At 46.4% G+C, this 19,312-nt stretch carries 21 protein-coding genes and 1 tRNA gene; 10 read left to right on the top strand and 12 right to left on the bottom strand.

The window, feature by feature from the left end:
* From HHX48_RS17790 to HHX48_RS17805, 4 genes are all read left to right on the top strand, one after another.
* Positions 1–129: helix-turn-helix domain-containing protein (locus HHX48_RS17790; protein ID WP_191026649.1), on the top strand; the 129-nt coding region annotated here is incomplete at its 5' end.
* 36 nt (positions 130–165) lie between these two features.
* Complete coding sequence (locus HHX48_RS17795; RefSeq protein ID WP_191026650.1) at positions 166–1,089, top strand: HPP family protein; 924 nt, start codon at positions 166–168, stop codon at positions 1,087–1,089.
* Positions 1,090–1,409: 320 nt separating this feature from the next.
* Positions 1,410–2,045, top strand: coding sequence for a nuclease-related domain-containing protein (locus HHX48_RS17800; protein ID WP_191026651.1), 636 nt, complete (start codon positions 1,410–1,412; stop codon positions 2,043–2,045).
* A gap of 120 nt (positions 2,046–2,165) precedes the next feature.
* Entirely contained in the window at positions 2,166–2,786 is a 621-nt protein-coding gene (locus HHX48_RS17805; RefSeq protein ID WP_191026652.1) for a mechanosensitive ion channel family protein, read from the top strand.
* A 54-nt stretch (positions 2,787–2,840) separates the two neighbouring features.
* Here the strand turns inward: HHX48_RS17805 and HHX48_RS17810 are convergent, their stop codons facing one another.
* The 4 genes from HHX48_RS17810 to HHX48_RS19160 form a co-directional block, all read right to left on the bottom strand.
* Positions 2,841–4,535 (bottom strand): methyltransferase domain-containing protein, encoded by a 1,695-nt coding sequence (locus HHX48_RS17810; protein ID WP_191026653.1) that lies wholly within the window; start codon positions 4,533–4,535, stop codon positions 2,841–2,843.
* 242 nt (positions 4,536–4,777) lie between these two features.
* Positions 4,778–5,206 carry a DUF3010 family protein gene (locus tag HHX48_RS17815; protein WP_191026654.1) on the bottom strand — a complete coding sequence of 143 codons (429 nt, stop codon included), beginning with the start codon at positions 5,204–5,206 and terminating at the stop codon, positions 4,778–4,780.
* A 244-nt stretch (positions 5,207–5,450) separates the two neighbouring features.
* Complete coding sequence (locus HHX48_RS17820) at positions 5,451–6,179, bottom strand: hypothetical protein (protein ID WP_191026655.1); 729 nt, start codon at positions 6,177–6,179, stop codon at positions 5,451–5,453.
* 38 nt (positions 6,180–6,217) lie between these two features.
* Positions 6,218–6,481: a YHYH domain-containing protein gene (locus HHX48_RS19160; RefSeq protein ID WP_397541104.1), complete on the bottom strand. Its 264-nt coding sequence runs from the start codon at positions 6,479–6,481 to the stop codon at positions 6,218–6,220.
* A 203-nt stretch (positions 6,482–6,684) separates the two neighbouring features.
* Here HHX48_RS19160 and HHX48_RS17830 point away from each other — a divergent pair, with 203 nt between their 5' ends.
* Positions 6,685–6,921: a hypothetical protein gene (locus HHX48_RS17830; RefSeq protein ID WP_191026657.1), complete on the top strand. Its 237-nt coding sequence runs from the start codon at positions 6,685–6,687 to the stop codon at positions 6,919–6,921.
* A 46-nt stretch (positions 6,922–6,967) separates the two neighbouring features.
* Complete coding sequence (locus HHX48_RS17835) at positions 6,968–7,264, top strand: hypothetical protein (RefSeq protein WP_223858536.1); 297 nt, start codon at positions 6,968–6,970, stop codon at positions 7,262–7,264.
* Between the two features lie 48 nt (positions 7,265–7,312).
* Here the strand turns inward: HHX48_RS17835 and HHX48_RS17840 are convergent, their stop codons facing one another.
* The 4 genes from HHX48_RS17840 to HHX48_RS17855 form a co-directional block, all read right to left on the bottom strand.
* Positions 7,313–8,359, bottom strand: a complete 1,047-nt coding sequence (locus HHX48_RS17840) for an RES family NAD+ phosphorylase (protein WP_191026658.1) — start codon at positions 8,357–8,359, stop codon at positions 7,313–7,315.
* Between the two features lie 14 nt (positions 8,360–8,373).
* Complete coding sequence (locus tag HHX48_RS17845; protein ID WP_191026659.1) at positions 8,374–9,300, bottom strand: sce7725 family protein; 927 nt, start codon at positions 9,298–9,300, stop codon at positions 8,374–8,376.
* A 20-nt stretch (positions 9,301–9,320) separates the two neighbouring features.
* Positions 9,321–10,166, bottom strand: a complete 846-nt coding sequence (locus HHX48_RS17850) for a sce7726 family protein (protein WP_191026660.1) — start codon at positions 10,164–10,166, stop codon at positions 9,321–9,323.
* A 130-nt stretch (positions 10,167–10,296) separates the two neighbouring features.
* Positions 10,297–10,373: transfer RNA gene (locus tag HHX48_RS17855), tRNA-Arg, on the bottom strand.
* Between the two features lie 409 nt (positions 10,374–10,782).
* Between HHX48_RS17855 and HHX48_RS17860 the strand changes: the two genes are divergently transcribed.
* Both HHX48_RS17860 and HHX48_RS17865 read left to right on the top strand, forming a co-directional pair.
* Complete coding sequence (locus tag HHX48_RS17860; RefSeq protein WP_191026661.1) at positions 10,783–11,193, top strand: c-type cytochrome; 411 nt, start codon at positions 10,783–10,785, stop codon at positions 11,191–11,193.
* 220 nt (positions 11,194–11,413) lie between these two features.
* Positions 11,414–14,014 carry a sensor domain-containing phosphodiesterase gene (locus HHX48_RS17865; RefSeq protein ID WP_191026662.1) on the top strand — a complete coding sequence of 867 codons (2,601 nt, stop codon included), beginning with the start codon at positions 11,414–11,416 and terminating at the stop codon, positions 14,012–14,014.
* Positions 14,015–14,050: 36 nt separating this feature from the next.
* On the opposite strand, the gene rep is transcribed toward HHX48_RS17865, so the two are convergent.
* Positions 14,051–16,066 (bottom strand): DNA helicase Rep, encoded by a 2,016-nt coding sequence (gene rep / locus HHX48_RS17870; RefSeq protein WP_191026663.1) that lies wholly within the window; start codon positions 16,064–16,066, stop codon positions 14,051–14,053.
* Between the two features lie 114 nt (positions 16,067–16,180).
* On the opposite strand from rep, the gene ubiK reads away from it, so the two are divergent.
* On the top strand, positions 16,181–16,441 hold the full coding sequence (gene ubiK, locus HHX48_RS17875; RefSeq protein ID WP_191026664.1) for a ubiquinone biosynthesis accessory factor UbiK: 261 nt from the start codon (positions 16,181–16,183) through the stop codon (positions 16,439–16,441).
* Positions 16,442–16,452: 11 nt separating this feature from the next.
* On the opposite strand, the gene ubiA is transcribed toward ubiK, so the two are convergent.
* Positions 16,453–17,328, bottom strand: a complete 876-nt coding sequence (ubiA, locus tag HHX48_RS17880) for a 4-hydroxybenzoate octaprenyltransferase (protein WP_191026665.1) — start codon at positions 17,326–17,328, stop codon at positions 16,453–16,455.
* Between the two features lie 2 nt (positions 17,329–17,330).
* Positions 17,331–17,879 (bottom strand): chorismate--pyruvate lyase family protein, encoded by a 549-nt coding sequence (locus HHX48_RS17885; protein ID WP_191026666.1) that lies wholly within the window; start codon positions 17,877–17,879, stop codon positions 17,331–17,333.
* A gap of 171 nt (positions 17,880–18,050) precedes the next feature.
* On the opposite strand from HHX48_RS17885, the gene HHX48_RS17890 reads away from it, so the two are divergent.
* Positions 18,051–18,461, top strand: coding sequence for a flagellar basal body-associated protein FliL (locus HHX48_RS17890; protein WP_191026694.1), 411 nt, complete (start codon positions 18,051–18,053; stop codon positions 18,459–18,461).
* Here HHX48_RS17890 and glpG read toward each other — a convergent pair.
* Positions 18,458–19,312: a rhomboid family intramembrane serine protease GlpG gene (glpG, locus tag HHX48_RS17895; RefSeq protein WP_191026667.1), complete on the bottom strand. Its 855-nt coding sequence runs from the start codon at positions 19,310–19,312 to the stop codon at positions 18,458–18,460. The two genes, HHX48_RS17890 and glpG, sit on opposite strands and share 4 nt — an antisense overlap.

A 19,312-nucleotide genomic window follows, 5' to 3' on the forward strand; every position in this document is an offset into this window, starting at 1 on the left:
AGCGACACTCTCAAACACACAAATGGAAACTGGAGTAAAGCGGCACAACGTTTGTCTATGGACAGGGCCAATCTGAGCCGCCTGGCCAAGCGCCTGGGTGTAAAAGTTGAGAAAAAGGTGACGCAGTAGTGACTGTGTTATCCCCGGACAACGTGAAGGAATAATATGTTAAAAGCCGTTTTTCATTTTTTAGGTAGTCAGAATAGTGTTGTCACCTCCGAAAAGCTCGTAGCAACCCTGGGCGGCATGCTAGCCATTTTTTGCTGTTTTTACACTACGACCTGGATATTAGGTACAGAGGGTTCTGCAGCGATATTACCGTCAATGGGAGCCTCAACCGTATTACTTTTTGCCGTCCCGCACGGCCAGCTATCAACCCCATGGGCGCTGTTTGCAGGAAACTTGTTATCCGCTGTGGTCGGTGTCACCAGCGCTCAGTTTATTGAAAATATCTTTGTGGCTGCTCCTGTGGCCGTTGCCGGTTCAATACTGGTTATGCACATCACCCGGTCACTCCATCCGCCAGGCGGTGCAACCGCGCTCGCCGCAGTGATTGGCGGCCCGGTTATTGAGCAGCTTGGCTATGGATATATTATTACGCCCACGCTCATCAACTGCAGTATTTTGTTTGCGGTGGCCATGATTTTTAACAACTTCTTTGAATGGCGCCGTTATCCTCAAAGCCTAATGCGTTACAAAACCATCGGATATCATCCCGATACCCGTAGAATAAAGATGCGCCATATTCATGAAGCAATAAAACGTTCCGATTTAGTTATTGATGCCAGCGACATACAACTTAAACATATTATCGATTTAGCCGACGCCGTCCTTCATGAAGAGCTTATTGCCGGATTTGAACTGGAAATAGGCGCGTTTTATACCAATAACAAATCCGGCAGGTTGTGGTCAGTCCGCCAGGTGATTGATGAAAAAGCCCACAAGAATCGCTATCAGCACATGCTAATTTATCGTGTAGCAGAAGGCAGTGGTAAAGGCCAGTCTGGCTATTGCACTTACCAGGAATTCGCAGAGTGGGCTAAAGAGAAGATGGCGTGTTCAAAAAACGATAATTTTCACGACAGGTAAGTATACATAGTGTTAACTGTGCATCCGCAAGTACAGTTAACACCCTGTTATAGTGATGCGGAAACCAAGGATGAGGTTATTAAAGGGAAAATATTCTTTTTTTGTTACTGTGTACGGCCCCGATTATTATCCCAGCAGGTTTGTTTCCGTTAATTCAGTACAGACTAAGCAGTAAAAGTCGGCTGCCCATTGATTACGCACGATACTCAAGAATTCCAGGATTCTCTTTGTTGACCGAGTTGAAGTCTCTGCAATTCGACGTTATTGCATATGTCGGACTCTCAGCCACTGTGACTTTAATCCCCTTCGCACAGATGGGCATGTATGCGCTATTTAACCGCGAATACAAACCTCTGATCTTTACCGCCGCCATTACATTGTTAATTGTAGGCTGGTTGGTGGTGAAGATTGTTAAAAACTTTAAACGCCTTCAGTCTATCAGGCTGGGATTGGAAGCAGAATGGGCTGTGGCCAGCGAGCTCGGTCAGATAAGAGAGCCAAACGTCTCAGTTTTTCATGATGTCCAGGGAGATAACTTTAACATTGACCATGTTATTACCTCACCAAATGGTATCATTGCCATAGAAACAAAGGGTCGCCGCAAACCCAATAGCTTATCAAAGGAAAAGTCATATCGCGTTACATTGAAAAATGATTCGCTACACTTCCCACATTACACTGATACAAAGACGATTCCACAAGCCCAGCGCCAAGCCAAATGGCTGAGAGAAACGCTTCTCAGCGCCACTGGCGAGCAAAATAACGTCACACCAGTCGTAGTGATCCCTGGATGGTTTATCGAGCACAAAACCAAACCCAGCGTGCTTATTTGGCCGCTGAAAAAACTGAGAGAAAATTATCGCTACGGCATGAAACAGAATATAGCGGCAGAGCAACTGCAACGAGTAAATCATCAGCTATCAATACTTTGCCAGAGAAACAGTGATAAATTTTAATCGTTCTGACTTTAACAAAGCGCTCGTCTTACCTTAAAAACAAAGTAAGTTCTATGGCTAGTACATACCATCAATTCTACTTATACTCTGCGCGTTAAATAAGTTTCGAGGTTTAGTGTAATGAATGAGTGGTGGGACGCACTGTTGAAGTGGTTGACTGAATACCAGCCGAACGTAGTGTGGAGCGTAGTGGTGTTATTGATTTACTTGGCAACCTCCCAAAAGTTATTGCCAAAGCTCGAAGCCAATATGGAAAAGTCGAAGTTAAAATCCAATAGCGCCATCAAAGGGCTGTTTGTAGCCAGAGTGCTGGTTGCAACGTTATCCATCGCGCTACTTTTACTTGCATGGGGCATCGACTTTTCAGGGCTGTTGGTGTTATCCACGTCTATCCTTACCGTTACAGGCGTAGCCCTATTTGCCAGCTGGTCGCTGATCAGCAATATCACCGCATACTTCATTCTGCTGACCAATGTGGCTTACCGCCGAGGAAACTATGTTCGCATTCTGGACGGTGATAATTTCATCGAAGGGGTTATTGCCGATATCGGCCCGTTTAGTTCGCGCTTGGTGACTGCAGATCGTGAAACACTGATGTACCCGAATAACCTGATTCTGACGCGGCCAGTACTGCTCAACCCGAAGGTAAAGTGGGGCACCATGGGCAAAGTTATAACGAAGCCTGCAGAAGAAAAGCCAGTGGCTAAATTAGATGATGATATGCCTCAGGAAGAGGTTTAGTTTTACGTGCTAAAGCATTGCGGTGCATCGCAAAGAAATACTTTTTATTTGCTGTCACCATTCCACCAGTTGCTGAAAGTCCTTGATTCGATCTCTTTGAATCGTCATCGCTTCGAATACATTCGCAAAGCTTCGGTTACTGGCCGGTAGATTGGGCAGTGAAAGATTTGCTTGTATGAAAAATTCATCAGCTTGCTCGTCCCAGGCCTGTTCCCACCATTCGGTAATCAGGCTTTTGCTGTTCATCATGCGCATAGATGAGGGCAATTTATCAGATTTACTGCCGTTCACAGCTACCTGGGTTGGCAGTAAATTCCACAAGTCATTGTTCGGCCAGCGAGCAAACGGCATAGCATGATCAACAGCATAGCTTGGCAGGCGAAGCGCTTTTCCTGACCAGCAACAATTCACACTACTGGTTTGAAGCAATTCATTGATGCGACTTCTGACCCGCGTTGTTGTTCTTTTGGGATCTTCCCAGGTAAGCGCATTTAATAAATCGACACTGGACCACGATGCCACAGTATTTTTGACGTAACTCTGCATAAGCCCTGCCCATTCATTTACCAGCGACGGTTCTATCCATACGCTGAAACGGGTGAGCGAATCCCAGATATTCAAAGGCACATAAAAGCGTCCCAGTGAAGTAAGGAAGTCAGCATCCAGAACGAGGCTTTCGGATGGCTTTGTGGTGCGCTGGGTTTCAGCCAGAAAAATGCCCTTGCCGGTTCCCGGCAACGTTGTGTAGCGAACCGGCATATCACGAATAGTGACAGCAACATCCTTCATTGTTTGATATACCGCTTTAGCAGATTCAGGTTTCAGATACATGGCACCAATATAAAAATCGTTTGCCGTAAAAGAAGAGAGCGCATTCCAGCCTCCATCTTTTACAAAACCCAATCCCCGATTGATATTACTGCTCTGGGGAATTTTGAAATGATCGACCAGTGGTTTAAATAACTTAATCCAGTAAAGTGCAACCAGACCAAGAGGCAGTACAACATGCTCCTGCGTTCGTTCTATTACCGCCCCCGGATGTCCTTCAGCAATTCTCAGTAGTGTACGTAGCAGCGCCACTTTATAAGTGGATGACTTGTTATCGTTCATGATGATATTGCGAAGCAGCGGAAAAGCGCCAGAGCCATCGTCAGGTAACGTGAGAATAACGGTTTGCCAACTCACATCGTCGCGGCCCAACACATCACGCCGCTTATTTTCATCTATCAAGCTGAAAGCCAGGCCGAACTTTCTGGCGAACACAGCAAGCTCATCAGCCTGCACAGGGTGCATCGTACGTTCATCGCGACAAGCACCATGCCGTAAAGAAATGACAATTTTGCCGCTGGCTTTAAGCAGCGAGCTTACTTTACGAATGCAGCGCTCACGGTCTGAAGGTGCAATATGCATCCATACAGCGCTAAGAAGAATGAGGTCGAATTTTGTCTGCAGATTAAAGACTTTATCAAGAGAAGGCAGCTTATCGTCAATCCAGTGAACATTTTGATTTACAGTATACTGCCGGGCCTGTTCGCGGATGCCTGTTGCAGGCTCAACAGCGAAGACAGTAAGCGCTTTCGAAGCCAGATATCGGGCATCCCGCCCGGACCCAGCACCTATATCCAGAGCAATACCTTTGTCCGGAACTTCAGATAGCCAGCTCTGATGCACCTTTTCAAAGGTCACACTGTTGTATTGCGCAGTCAGCTTCTCAGCATTTTTGGTGTAAAAGTGTATGTTTTCTGACAAGTTGCATCACTTCCCTGCTGAACATTTACCCAAGATTTGGCAGATATATTCTATAAGATCAGTACAATACGAACTATATCAAAGAATTGCAAAAGCGCATGGCGAGTGCACGCAGTGACTGTAAACCTTTGGATGTAGTGTGAGCCTGCTTTCAAGAACTAAATTTTTGATGAGCTAAATTGGTAACTTGGGAAGTCAAAGCATCACCAAGCCAACTAAGCAAACTGGCCTTGCGGGGAACCTTACAGGTGTTGATTCATGTAACTAAGTGCGGTTTCAAACGCTGATTTCTGGAAACCTTTTAGGCCGGTCTCGTTAAACTCAACCTGTATGGGATTATCTTTTAACGCCGCTTTGATCTCTGTTGGGGGCATCACTATAACTTTCACCCCGTCTAACAATTCCAGCGCAGCTTCTAACTTAAAACCAATGGCCCCACCGGCAAACTTCCCCTTCATAGGGCGCTCACGGATGACAATTGTTTCAATTTTGTAGTCCTGCACCAATTGCGCAAAAGATTTCTGGAAATACTTAAGCTCATGAGCGGTAGCGTTTTTTTGCAGACTCATTTTTCTTGTACGGCAATCAGGGAGCAAAAACATGCCGTTATCAAGATTCCATAGGGCAATGTTTGCATCATTTCCTGCCAGTTCTACACCACATACACGCATTGAGAAGCTCCACCATTAAATATCAAAGCCCAGAGTATACCGAAATTATCCGCTCTACGGAGTGATTTTCTGCTATTGAGCATCGCCGTGCTGAGTTTGTTTATTTGACAAAAGGGCGGCCAGTAAATCACTTATGGCATAGTAGGACATAAGTGCCGCCAGAGAGCTACTTAAGCACGGCTAGTTAGATATATTTGTGAGGTCTCGCACTTTTCACCCGAGCCTAAAACCACGGGTGGCCGCCTTAGCAAGTTTTCCGCGCTCTTAGTATTAAGAAAATGGATAACAATAATACTATGAATGATTCAGGCTCAGTTACTTCAACTGTACCTTTAACCAAAAACGGTGCCGTATAGGGGCTAACAACGTCCAAATAGCGCTGATAGTCGCCGCCTTGATACACCTGCGCATATCCAGTTTCGCCGCTCCATTTTTCAAAAAGTTGGAATCTTGCGTAATCTATCGTTCCGTCCGTTGAATAAAACCAACCAAGTCCGTAATAGAAACCATACCCTGTACCGATATCTACTGCCTGGTTATAGCTTATGATATCGAAAAGCTTATCCCACTCATCCACTCGCTCCTCATGGTAACCGCCCCAATAAATAAAGTTCATGGAGATCTCTTCGTAACTCTCTCCTTGACCATCACTGAGTGTTGGACCTTCAATACGGTCATAGAATACTTTACGCCAAAGATCATTGACTTCGTTTTCATTTGGCATTCGCCATCCGTAATAATCACCACCTTCACTTAAATTTTCTAACACATGGGATAGAGGTAGATTATTGACTATCCCGAAGTCCATCCACTCCAAACCGGTATCAAGGTCTACGAACGAACCTCTATCAGTATCTTTGAGAGGCGTATCACCAAAAGTGTAAATCGGAGCGCTTTGGGCTGAAAATGACCCCAACGCTAAGAAGAGTGCAGAACAAACAAACGCAGAAAGTATTTTTGCTGAAGACTTCACAGTCTAATTCCTTCTAAATTTCAGTCTAAAAACAAAGATTACTTACTACAGTAACCGCCATGTTGTCTAACCAATGAACGACAACTACTTATAGCGTAGCCACAACGACGCTCGCCATCCGAAACGTGACAATAAGTTTCGTAGCCGCTGTTAGATTTGGGGGTATGACAGTGATAGTCACCCGTTCTGCTATTCGTATGGCAGCCATTTGCATTCGTGCCACCACTGTGAGAATTGGCTGAGGGTGAAATGAAAGCGATGCCGATCGCAACGCCTAAAGATAGAATTGATTTCATGAGCATTCCTTATTGCTTGAAAATATGTCCTTAAGTTCAGTTGCAATCATACACAACAAGCTATCAAGTATCATTTTTTTGGTTGAGTAAAAAGCAGAAACTGAATTCAATTATCCATATATGAATTTATACCTTTAGCGTCAAAGTAATATTTCTCTGTTGCAATGACATGGCTAATCTCGTTCTTTCATTTATTCAAGGACGGAATCATGAAGAAAATTTTGGCGTATTCTCTCTTACTTATTTCCTTTATCGCTCACTCTAACGGGTATGAATTCTCCCCATCCAAGTACGGCTGTGCGGGTATTGATAAAGAAATTAAACTGGTGAACGACAGATTACGCGCAGGCTATACATTGAGGGAAGGTGAGCGTCTTAAAGAGGAACTACGAGAGCTCAAGCATAAGCGCTTTTCGTGTCGACATGCAGGCTTTTCAGTGAAGTGAAGGCCGAAGAACGCTAGAAAGGTATGTCCACTATTTTAGCGGAGGTTTGCTAAAGCAGCTTGTTGGTTTATCTGAAACCTTCGACGCTATTTATGAGGCGGCTGATAGTGGTGATTGGGCAAAGTTTGTTGAGCTAATGGGCGGCGTGTTCTGCAAGCGAAACGACCAGCCTATTAGGCCGCTGTACCTAGAAAAGGTGAACGAGGAAACCGGCGAAGTGAAGCAAAGCTACTTTGACGGCGTAGTCACCCTGGCATTAAAAGGCGTGCAGTATGCAGATAAAGAAGTCATCACCCGCGTTCATGAGTGGCGCATTGAACATCAATCGGAAAGAGCCGCATAGCGGCTCATCTGCTTTTACTTGGAGTTCTGTAAATAAGTGTACTGAGAATTAAGTATTTTCAAATTCATGCTGTGTTCTAGTTACTGTTACTTTTTCATAGCGTTGAAAATGAACAATGTCTAAGCTTTCTTCTGAGAAAAAAACCAAATTTTTCTTGTTGGTGAAAGAACTTGAAAAAACAAGACCTTCAAAAACATCTTGTGACTTAATAAACTCTGAAAAAAACTGAGTAGGCAAATAATTCAAATGTCTAGATTCAGCAATCGGAATTGAAAGCTCTTCAGACAGTCTTTCCAATAGAACAATCAGCTCAAGTGCTAATTTTGAATCAGTATCAGAAAACTGAAATGCACTAAACTTCTTTCTTGGGCATGTCAAATCTAATAGTTTAATGCTTCTCTTTGTTATTAACTGAGCTATATGCACTATACTTCCTGTACTTGGCCTCACCTCGGTTACAGCTGTAGCTTTATCATCTGAGCAGTAAAGATATGAAATCCCAACTGGATTTGCCCTACCATCACATGCAACTGATGCAGGAGGCTTGTCCAAATCGGACGGAAAGTGTTCGATTTTGCTTATTATCCTAGCTCTATATAATGGATAATCTATAGGGAGGGTAGTCGAAAGCTGAGAAAGAATGACTTCAAAAACTCTTAACTCAGAAGACTTTACACCACGAAATAAATTAGCAAAAACTTGTGTATTCGGGAAAAATCGATTTTTTCCAATTAACTCACTTCTAAGTTCGTTCCATTCTTCACTAAATTTTCCGTTATCAGAGATAGGTTTAAAATTAGACGTTGAAGCATCAGCGTCATCTACTAGAATATGTTCTAGTAACCTATCAATGTTACGAACTTTCAAGTCATTAAAAACTTTAAATTCCTTTTGAAAACAGCTCGCTAGTGAGTTCCCCACCTCACTTTTTTCAAACATCTCATCTTTTAAAAATTCAAATTTCTCGCTCAATGAAGCGGGCGAAATACGAGGAGCTAATTCACCACAGAAGTCACAATTTCCCTCATCAATAAAGTTCCTCTGTATTACGTCTCTAAGATCCGAATCCCAAAAGCATTCCTTGCAACAATACATATTCCCATCTCCAGCTATATACTTCTTGAGATAATCTCTATGTGATGGCTTACAGAGAGTTTCTTGACAGCCCCCAAACCAGGGAAATGCTCAGAGTTATATAGCTTTCTAAATTCACCTATGGAATTGGTTTCGAAAATCTCCCCTTCGTCTAAAAACGATATAAGCTTTGTCAGTGCTTCAAAAAACTTTCCTGCAGGATCTGCGTAGGATCCATTGTTTTCTGAGCAAAAGTGATTTACGACTATTTGTGTTTTTGAAGAAAATATACTTTTTTTCTGACTCTTCAAGACTTGGCTTAAATGCAATGCAACAACGTAAGCAGGCCCACCTCCTTCAGCGAAGGAACTACCAGTAATGGTATAATCACCGAAGCCGTGTAGCCCTAGGCTTTTATACTCTCCAATAGCAGAACTAAAGTTGGTTAAGCTTGGATAATCTGCATTTTTTAATTTTTTATCAAAGCCATCTTCAATTACTACTACCGGAATATCAAGAAAAGAGGCTGCTTGGCTAGCCTTACTAGTGCTTTCCTCAAGAAGTATTATTTCTACTTTATCAAGTTTAGAGAATATAGATTCATCGGATATGTCTTTAATGTATAAAACATGGGGAGTCTGTGATAGGTAGTCTTGAAGTTCGCTAAATTGTATTGCGCTGTGATGGCTTTCGAAAGATATACAGGGGAGAAACGTAACACCGGCGTTGTTCAAGAGCCTCATCACATCTTCTGCTGATTCTTCCTCACCTAAAGCAGAATTAATTATAACTATCGGATGAATATCTCCCTCATTCAACTCTTTAATAGTTTTAATAAACGGGTTGGAAATTTTTTTTACTGGCTCAATCACTGGAACAAAGTGATTGCTCAGACCGAGTTTTGCTAGCTCACGTAAAGCTATTAATTCAAACTGCTTCCCTCTCAAAACTGGAAAGTACATCGTCACCTACCTTGGCAATATTACACCGTTGCTGTCAGTGCATTTAAAAACTTATTCTGTTTTTTCACAGAAAGCTTGGCATGAGAAACTCTACCAACCAACTCATAAGGCAGCTTTGCCAACAATCTGTTATTTTCTATACCCCTGCATTTGAGCCTAGATAGAGTCAAGCGTTTTAACTCATGAGCAGAAAAAGTAGTTAGGACCTCTTTACAAGCTTTATACACCATTGTGTTCGGAACGTCATCAATCGATGTAAGGCAAGGTCTTACAATATCTTTCAATTCAGGGGCGGTCAAAAGTGATGCAACTTTTTCCACGGAAAACTCGGGATAGAAATTAGATGACGTCCGAACAGTTGACATCGTACCCCTTTTAGTAAGAACCTTAATTCCAAACTGCGAAGGTATATTGCTTACAAGCTGATCTATTTTCTTAATATCTCCAAGTACGTAAACCTTGTCAGAAAATGCTGCATAGTCTGACAGTTGCTTCTCCAATCTATCCAGATTGTCGTACTCAGACTTTATCTCGTAACTTGTGGCAATACCGTTAACTATAAATGCATCTACTTTGGAGCTCCCTAGCCTAAGCTCCGAAAGCATTGCTGCAGTGTTAGGAGAATGTACACCCAGTATTACTTTCTTAAAAAGAATACATTTGTAAACATACTCGCTTTTATAGTATTTGGTAAGGTGATTGAAGGCATACTGAAGCAGATGACGTACTTCAATTTTCTCGGATCCATCGAAACCCAAAAGCGCCTTAAGCTGCAGCATCTTTTTAAAATCGTCATTTGCCAGTTCTTCTATTAAGGAGGAACTAAAGACATCAGCAACTTTTCTGAGTTCAGGCTTAGGGATCATCTACATTTCTTCTCCACTTATTAAATGAAATTAGCAGTAAGCTAAATTCAATTCAACTGCTACACATTTGCTACATATTTTGAAAAGGGAATTTTTTGAAGAGAGGAATCGGGCTCCAGCCCTTTAAAAATGGCGCACCCGATAGGATTCGAACCTATGACCTTTGCCTCCGGAGGGCAACGCTCTATCCAGCTGAGCTACGGGTGCGTACTTTATAAACTTTTATCTGACCCGTCCCTGGTCGGTCATTCCAGCCGCAACGTCCTGTTGCGGCGTTGCGTTCCTTTCGGCGTGACGTTAAGTCACCCCTCATCGCCTTTGGCGACCGGTACTCACCCAGCTGAGCCCATATAAACTACGGGGGATGCGTACTTTGCAAACTGTTTCAACCACCATCGACAGCGTGAAAGCGTGAGTCGGGAATGGCGTTGAGGAGCGCTATAATACTTAGGGTGGGCGGTAGCATCAACCGTTTTGTGGCAGAAATCTGAGTTGGCGGGGTAAGAATTCGCAATTGATTAAAAATTGGTTAATTGTTGCTAAATGGTTGTAGTCATTAAATAACCGTTATAATCTTCTTTTAATAGGCATTTTACTGTAACGCCCGGAGGCGGATGTGAAATTAAAGTCGTGGTTAGTTGCTGGCGCAATGGTAGTGGCAGCGGTAGCGCAGGCTCAGGAGATGAGCGAAGAGGCGATTAAGGATCGCATTAAGCCGGTGGGCTCGGTACATGTAGCCGGTGATGAAGCTCAGGGTGACGCTGCTGGCGGCGGCGGTGGCGGTACGCGCTCAGGTGAAGTTGTCTATAACAATGCCTGCGTAGCCTGCCATGGTGCCGGTGTTCTGGGCGCGCCAAAAATGCAGGTTGCAGCCGATTGGCAGCCTCGCCTGGATGAACGTGGCTTTGATATGCTGCTTGAAAATGCGATTAACGGTTATAACGCCATGCCGCCGAAAGGTACCTGTGGCGATTGCAGTGATGATGAGATTAAAGCAGCTATCGAATACATGATCGAAGGTATTTAACGGTAGCTACCAACCTATCGACCCTCTCTACCCTACAAAAAATCATGAGTCGGGTGTAGCTGAATGTGTACGAAGCGCACCTGACATCAATGCCAGCGCCGCTCTGGTCCGACGTGAGTCAAGTGCTGTATTTTTAAACAAAAAGTAGCAATTTGAGCACAAATCAGTTAATTTAAGCTGTTAACAACATTTGGTGTTCTAAGAAAAGCTGGCTAACTTAATGTCGACAGAGTCTACGCAGTATCCGTTGTCTGAGGAAGAGCTCCGTGAGCTGATTCCGCAGTTACAGCAACTGACTGAAAAATATAAGCGCGCGGAACGCGTGCAAAAAGCCCTGTTCGATATTTCTGAACTGGCAAGCTCTGTCAGTCATCTCAACCGTCTTTACTCTGCCATCCATGAAATTATCGGCGAATTCATGAACGCCGAGAACTTCTTTGTCGCCTTCTACGAACGTGACGTCAATTTGATCAACTTTGCGTACTTTGTTGATGAGTTTGACGAACAAACCATCAAACAAGTCCCTGCCGAACAATTAATGGATGGCATTACCGGCCATATTCTTCGCACGGGCAACCACGTATTTCTGGATAAATCTAACGCCGACGAGTTTGAAGCCAAAAGTGGCGCAAAGTTAGTAGGCGCCCTGCCTCACCAGTTTTTGGGTGTTCCGCTTAAACGCGGTACACAGGTGATTGGCGCAATGGTCGTTCAAACGTATGACGAAGCCGTGTTTTACTCGGATGAAGACCTGGAAGTATTGTTGTTTGTTTCTCAGCATATCGTGACTACCGTTGACCGGGTCAAAAGTCGCGAACTGACTGAGCGAACAATTCGCGAGCGCACCCGTCAGCTTCGTAAAATTAACGACGATCTGCAGGAAGAGATTCTGGAGCGTCAGAAAGTCGAGCAGCTTCAGCATGCGCTGTTCGAGATTTCAGAGCTGGCGGCCAACGTTGAAGGCGACATGAAGAACTTCTATTCCAGCCTTCACGAAATCCTTGCCCGCCTCATAAGCGCCCCGAACTGTTACATTGCTACCTTAAATGAAACACGCGATAAATTACGCTTTCCCTATTTTAGTGATAAAGAGCATCACAGTGCAGAAGAACGTCCTCTTGGCCTGGGTTTATCAGAATTTGTTCTGCGCACAGGTCAGGCTGAGCTGATTAACCCTTCACGGGTGCTTGAACTGGCCGAGTCTGGCGATATTGATGTCAGCGTGGCGCAGAGCATGCTGAAAAGCGCCAACTCCTGGCTGGGTTCGCCGCTGGTCGTAGATGGTGAGGTTTCGGGCATAATTGCAGTACAAACCTACGGTAAGCTGGCCAAATACACCAGCCGCGATCTGGAGCTCCTGCGTTTTGTTTCCCACCACATTGCGGTGGCCATGGAGCGCAAGCGCAGCACAGACGCCATTCATCAGTACAATCAGCAACTTGAAGAACGGGTGCGTGAGCGTACTGAAGAACTAAACGAGGTTAACGCCAACCTGCGCAAGCAAATTGACGAGCGCAAGGAAATGGAGCTTAAGCTTATTCATGATGCGCATCATGATGCGCTGACCGATTTACCCAATCGGGTGATGTTTACCAGCCGCCTGGATCTGGCGCTGGCCAATAAACAACGTTATCCGGAAAATCTGTTTGCAGTACTGTTTATTGACCTTGATCGCTTTAAAGTAATCAACGATACCCTTGGCCACCACGCCGGCGATGAATTTTTGGTGGAAGTGGCAAAGCGTATTTCACTGTGTATTCGCGGGCACGACTTACTGGCTCGCCTGGGCGGCGATGAGTTTGTGGTGCTGCTGGATAACTTCGAGGATCTGACTGACGTTGAGGAAGTGGCCGCACGTATTATCGAAGCGGTTTCACAGCCATTTACGCTGGAAGGTAAAGAGATGTACTCGGGCGCCAGTATTGGTATCGCGCATCTGGAAAGCTACTATCAGGCTGCTGATGAGGTTCTGCGTGATGCTGATGCTGCCATGTATCAGGCCAAAACACTGGGTCGTAGTCGCTTTGTGATGTTTGATAAAAGCATGCGTGAGCGTTTGCTTGAGGAACTTGAGCTTGAAAACGAGTTTCGTCAGTCACTACGTCAGGAAGAATTTGAGTGCTACCTGCAGCCGGTTATCAATCTGCACACCGAAGAAGCAATCTATCACGAAATGTACGTGCGCTGGTCACACCCGCAATATGGTAAGGTGGCGCGAGAGCAGTTCAGACAAGTCGCGGAGCAAAGCGGCCTGACACTGGATCTTGATTTGTTCCAGTTACACAAAGCCTGCGACCTGCTGGAAGAATGGAAAGACACACACAGTCGCCCTGCCCGTATTGCCGTGAACGTATCGATCAACCATCTGTTACAGCAGTCGCTGGTCAATAAAATCATCCGAATCATTGAAGAGCGCGGTACCTCACCGGGCGAGCTGGTCTTTGAGTTTGATGAGAATGACCTGAATCGTCGTTCGCAGTTTATTCTGCCTGCCATCAAAAAGCTCAAGCGCGCCGGTATTACATTGGTTCTGGATAACTTTGGTAGCGGCCTGGCATCGTTAAGTTACCTGTTTGCTTATCCGTTCGACTTTATCAAAGTTGACCATCGCTTTGTGAAATCGCTGCCCCGTTCGCAGCGTAACCAAAAGCTTATCCAATCCGTTATGTTGATTTCTGAGCATCTGCGCTTCAAGGTCATCGCAGAAGGTGTGGACTCGCCATCGCAGCTGGCGGCGTTATCTGAAATTAACTGCCATTATGCGCAAGGCAAGGTACTCAGTGAGCCCACGCCTCTGCCCATGAGAAAGCTCGCGGTATAACTACCTTGCACGGCGTTCAGCTGATGCAGTTCTTTCTTAGTCTTTACCCAGCATCGCCCGTAAGTTAGCGATACTTTTGTGGCCTTTTTCCTGACGCTCTTCAGCACTCACTTTTTTCTTTTGATCTTCCCATTCCACATCGTCCGGCGGGAGTTCGTCTAAAAAGCGACTGTGTTCAGGGTTGATGACTTCACCAAACTGACGGCGCTCACGGGCCAGTGAAAAGATAAGCTCCCGCTGTGCGCGGGTGATCCCCACATAGGCCAGCCGACGCTCTTCTTCCACATTATCTTCATCAATACTGCTTTGATGCGGCAACAAACCTTCTTCCATCCCCACCAGAAACACAATGGGAAACTCCAGCCCTTTAGACGCATGTAAGGTCATCAGCTGAACCTGGTCGGCCTCGGCGTCATCTTCGCCCCGCTCCATCATATCGCGCAGAATAAGGCGATTTACCGCCTCAGGCAGCGACATGGGTGGGTCCAGCTCATTGCCTTCCAGCATATCGGTCACCCAGCCAAATAAGGTACTGACGTTTGCCATGCCCATTTCAGCCGCTTTCGGGGTTTTGCTTTGCTCGTACAGCCACTCTTCGTACTGCATCGACTTAATCATTTCCCGCAGCACTGCCTTGGTATCACCGCGCTGGGCATTATCAGACAGCTCTACCATCCAGCGGCCGAATCCGGCGACGCGATGATAGGCATTGTCGGTCATGACCTGAGAGAGTCCGTCGTGCACTGCTGCTGCGAAAATCGACACACCCAGTTCATTGGCAAAATTCCCCAGCTTTTCGAGCGTTGCACGTCCAATACCCCGATGCGGTGTATTGATCACCCGCAGCAACGCATTGTCATCATCAGGGTTCACCAACAGACGCAGATACGCCATGATGTCTTTCACCTCAGTACGCCCGAAAAACGACATACCGCCGCTGATTTTATAGGGGATACGGTTACTCATGAGCAGCTTTTCAAACAGCCGGCTTTGATGGTTGCCCCGGTATAAAATCGCATAGTCTTTAAATTTAGTGCGGTTCATAAACTTATGAGCAATCAGCTCGGCCACCACCCGTTCGGCCTCGTGTTCTTCGTTTTTGGCCACGATCACGCGCAGCGGCTCACCGTAGGCCAACTCCGAAAACAGCGTTTTGTCGAACAGGTGGGGGTTATTCTGGATAAGAATATTCGCGCAATGCAGGATGCGCCCCGACGAGCGGTAGTTCTGCTGCAGCTTGATTACATTTAACTTCGGAAAGTCCTGCTGCAACAAATTCAGATTCTGTGGTTTGGCACCGCGCCACGAATAAATCGACTGATCATCATCGCCAACCACCGTAAAGCGCGCCCGTTCGCCCACCAGCAGCTTCACCAGCTCATACTGACTCGTATTGGTATCCTGATACTCATCCACCAGCAGATAACGCAGCTTACGCTGCCATTTTTCACGAATGGTTTGCGAGCTTTTCAGCAGCAACGTGGGTAGCAGGATGAGGTCATCAAAATCCAGTGCATTGTAGGCTTTCAGGTGGTTCTGGTACTGCTGATACGCTTCGGCAAATTCTTTCTCACCGGCACTGGTAGCCTGCTTTAACAACATATCCGGCAGCAGAAGATCGTTTTTCCAGTTTGAGATACAACTTTGCAGCAACGACAGCTGGTCTTTATCGCCATCCAGTGTGTCTTCGGTCAAATCGTTGAGCAGCGCCATGGAGTCTTTATCATCAAATAATGAAAAGCCCGGTTTCAGCCCCAGGTCTTTTACATGTGACTTGATGATACGCAGACCCAGGGTGTGAAACGTGGAGACTTTCAGCCCCCGGGCCTCGGCTTTGCCCAGGGTTTGCGCCACACGCTCTTTCATCTCACGGGCGGCTTTATTGGTAAAGGTGACCGCAGCGATATAGCGCGCAGGCACATCGCAGTTACGTACCAGATATGCAATTTTGTTGGTGATTACCCGGGTTTTGCCACTACCGGCGCCGGCCAAAACCAGACACGGGCCTGACACGTATGTAACTGCAGATTGTTGGGCATCGTTTAATCGCATGTAATTAGCTACCGGAAGATTGCGAAGTTTAGGGTAATAGCGGTTTTCATTGCATGTGCCCGACTTCTCTTTAGAATAGACAGACCATGTTGTGGCGCATTATAGAGGAAAACCATGCTCGATCCGAAAAAACTCGAAGAACTGGCAAAACAAATTTCTGGCGCGGTCCCGCCAGGCGTTCGCAATGCAGCAGAAGGCGCAGAGGCCCGAATTAAGCAAGTTCTGCAGTCTCAGCTTTCAAAGCTTGATTTAGTCACCCGCGAAGAATTTGATATTCAAAGCCAGGTGCTGATCCGCACCCGTGAAAAGCTGGATGCAATGGAAGCCCGCCTGTCTGAGCTTGAAGGCAAAGCGGAGTCTGCTGATAAAAAGTAATCTGGCAATAGTCAGCCAATGATTAAGTAATGCACCAGTAATCCTGCTGCGAATGCCAGGCCGATATAGTGATTATCCAGAAATGACTGGAAACAGGCCTGCCTTTCGCGGTGTCGGATTTGCACCTGCTGATAGATAAACAGCCCCGCGCAAATCAACAACGCCAGATATACCACCCAGCTCGCCTGAATCAGCATACTTACCCACATCAACAATAACAGTGTCAGTGTCTGCAAGATGCCGATGATGAGTTTGTCGTATCGCCCGAACAAAATCGCGCTGGATTTCACACCGATTTTTAAATCGTCGTCGCGATCGACCATGGCATACATGCTGTCATAGGCAATGGTCCACAGTACATTGGCAACAAACAGTACCCAGCCCGCCAGCGGCACCGTTTCGGTGATAGCCATAAATGCCATGGGAATCGCCCAGCCAAAGGCCGCTCCCAGCACAGCCTGTGGCATGTGGGTATAGCGTTTCATGAATGGATAACAAAATGCCAGCCCGACGGCCACGAAAGACAGTGCGATGGTTTGCCAATTTAGAAATAACACCAGAACAAAACTTATGCCCACCAGCAGTGCGAATAACTGCAGCGCCTCTTTTTCGCTGGCCTGCCCGGAAACCAGTGGTCGCGCCTTTGTTCGTTCTACCGCACCGTCTACTTTGCGATCAGCGTAATCATTGATGACACAGCCTGCCGAACGCATCAGCACCACACCGGCAATAAAAATGGCAGTTATCTTCAATGAGGGCACGCCTTCTGCGGCAATAATCAATGCCCACAGCGTGGGCCAAAGCAACAGATAGATGCCAATGGGCTTATCCAGCCGCGTTAGCTTTATGTAGGCGCCGAGGTTGGAAAAGGTAAGTCGCGAGTGCATGCTTAGTCGTTCCTGTATGCCGGCGAGTCAGGTAAAAAGATTTCAGCCACAATGATGTAATCATCGCCCAGATGAAACCGTGACCGGCGACCCCACAGAACTTGCCTGTCAGAAGGCTTTTCGTCCACAGCAAAAGCAGCCGCCGGTACCTGACACAACTCAAAGTCGCTGCGTGTGAAGCGGGTATCATTGAACAACCGTTTGCCCAGAGGCTGAGCGCCTAAATTGGCCAGTTCACCTTCCACCAGCGTTTGCGGTAACACAGAACGGGCGAATACCCAGGGCTTGCTGTCACCCTCTAAGATAACTTCACGTGCCTGCCAGTGATGCTGTAAGTCGGCAGGCAACCAGCGCTTCTCATTAGCGTACAAAGGAACGTCACCCTGCCCCAGCCGGCGCAGTGAGAAAGTGTCACAGCACTCCTGTAACCGTTCGGTCAGCGAGCCGGTATCCAGCAGCCAGTGCTGCAGGGTCGATGAGGGTATAACAACATCGGTGGCCGCTACCCACTCTATCTGTATCCCATGCTCAAAAGGAAAGGTTAATTCCAAAGACTAATTCACTCTTGCTTCTTTGCGCGCTATCTTAACATTACGTATTAAGCGGTCACAGTTTGTTATTGACACAGAAACGGTAAATGACTCGTTTAATTTTGCTTCTTTGCTAAACTATACAACTACTTGTAGTCGCAGTAACCCATTTAAGAAAAGCAGTTTATGAAAATGCGTGTTTTACGACACCTCGCGCTGGTGATAGCGTGCGCCCTGACATTATGTGCAGCCCCAGCCAGTGCTCAGACCAAAGCCAATTATGCCTACCTGGGCTTAGAGCCGGATATTGTGACGAACTTCATCAGTCCATCGGCACGCAAGCTTGGTTATGTGCGGGTAACTGTCGAGCTTATGATTAATGATGCTGATCAACTGGAAATCGCTGAGCATCACATGCCGCTGCTGCGTGCCACCGCCATCGAGATTTTTGGTCAGCAAACAGCGGAAAAGGTGAAATCACTGACAGGGCGAGAGGATATTCGTCTGGCTATCCTAAAGGCCCTGCAAGATCACATGAAGCGTGAAACCGGTGCTGAAATCATCAAAAATGTTATCTTCACCAAGTATTTATATCACACCTAAGCAGGCTTGCGGCGCCCGCTGACCATTGCCAGCAGTGCCGCCAGCAGACATCCGCTGATAAGCCCTACCAGATGCGCGGTATTAGCCATATTGACCCACAGGATGTCGGCATAGCCAATGACCAGCCACACCAGCATGAATCCGACTATCGCGCGCGGCAGTGTCATTCCCCAGGACGGCTTTAACCATCCCAGCCACCAGATAAAGCCCAGCAGCGCGTACACCACACCAGACATGCCGCCAAAATTCGGGCCGCTGATAAGCAACTGTCCGACGTTAGAGGCAATCGCTGAGACGACAAAGACCAGCAATAGCATAGACACACCCAGGGTGCGCTCAATCTGCGCGCCCAGCGTTGCCCACCACAGCAGGTTAAACACAAAATGCAGCGCACTGAAGTGCAAAAATACCGGGCCAATCAAGCGCCACCATTCATGGTTGTTAAGCAGTACGCCCAGCGGCTGCATGGTTAGACCCTGATAAATCGCAGGGAACAGCCCAAGCAATGACAACCCGTAGGTTAATGTGCACAGAATGAAGATGATCGTCGTGAACGGTGCATGTCTGGCATTATCGATTAACTTATTCCGGATGATTCCGCCCTTGCCGGGCAGATTGATTTGCTCGCCGGTTTGCCACGCCGCCTGCTGATAGCGTGGATGATTCGGCTCCCGGATAAACGCTTCGCAAATGAGTTTGACCTGTGCCAGGTCTGTTTCACTGTCCAGGCTGATTTGATAAGTGCCATCTGATAATGGCGTAACACTGGCGGGATGCCCCTGCCTGACCAGGTAATTGGCCAGCAGATGTGCATACTTCTTTTCGCGAAGCGCGATGATAGGTTGTGACAC

This window comes from Salinimonas profundi (genome assembly GCF_014750655.1).
In the GTDB taxonomy this organism is placed as follows: Bacteria; Pseudomonadota; Gammaproteobacteria; order Enterobacterales; family Alteromonadaceae; genus Alteromonas; species Alteromonas profundi_A.

Excerpts from the sequence above, each read along its gene's own strand:
- ubiK (WP_191026664.1), top strand. The coding sequence starts at position 16,181 with ATGCTCGATCCGAAAAAACTCGAAGAACTGGCAAAACAAATTTCTGGC.
- HHX48_RS17845 (WP_191026659.1), bottom strand. The coding sequence starts at position 9,300 with ATGTACTTTCCAGTTTTGAGAGGGAAGCAGTTTGAATTAATAGCTTTA.
- HHX48_RS17890 (WP_191026694.1), top strand. The coding sequence starts at position 18,051 with ATGCGTGTTTTACGACACCTCGCGCTGGTGATAGCGTGCGCCCTGACA.
- HHX48_RS17815 (WP_191026654.1), bottom strand. The coding sequence starts at position 5,206 with ATGCGTGTATGTGGTGTAGAACTGGCAGGAAATGATGCAAACATTGCC.
- HHX48_RS17795 (WP_191026650.1), top strand. The coding sequence starts at position 166 with ATGTTAAAAGCCGTTTTTCATTTTTTAGGTAGTCAGAATAGTGTTGTC.
- HHX48_RS17800 (WP_191026651.1), top strand. The coding sequence starts at position 1,410 with ATGTATGCGCTATTTAACCGCGAATACAAACCTCTGATCTTTACCGCC.
- HHX48_RS17830 (WP_191026657.1), top strand. The coding sequence starts at position 6,685 with ATGAAGAAAATTTTGGCGTATTCTCTCTTACTTATTTCCTTTATCGCT.
- HHX48_RS19160 (WP_397541104.1), bottom strand. The coding sequence starts at position 6,481 with ATGCTCATGAAATCAATTCTATCTTTAGGCGTTGCGATCGGCATCGCT.
- rep (WP_191026663.1), bottom strand. The coding sequence starts at position 16,066 with ATGCGATTAAACGATGCCCAACAATCTGCAGTTACATACGTGTCAGGC.
- ubiA (WP_191026665.1), bottom strand. The coding sequence starts at position 17,328 with ATGCACTCGCGACTTACCTTTTCCAACCTCGGCGCCTACATAAAGCTA.
- HHX48_RS17840 (WP_191026658.1), bottom strand. The coding sequence starts at position 8,359 with ATGTATTGTTGCAAGGAATGCTTTTGGGATTCGGATCTTAGAGACGTA.
- HHX48_RS17850 (WP_191026660.1), bottom strand. The coding sequence starts at position 10,166 with ATGATCCCTAAGCCTGAACTCAGAAAAGTTGCTGATGTCTTTAGTTCC.
- HHX48_RS17865 (WP_191026662.1), top strand. The coding sequence starts at position 11,414 with ATGTCGACAGAGTCTACGCAGTATCCGTTGTCTGAGGAAGAGCTCCGT.
- HHX48_RS17805 (WP_191026652.1), top strand. The coding sequence starts at position 2,166 with ATGAATGAGTGGTGGGACGCACTGTTGAAGTGGTTGACTGAATACCAG.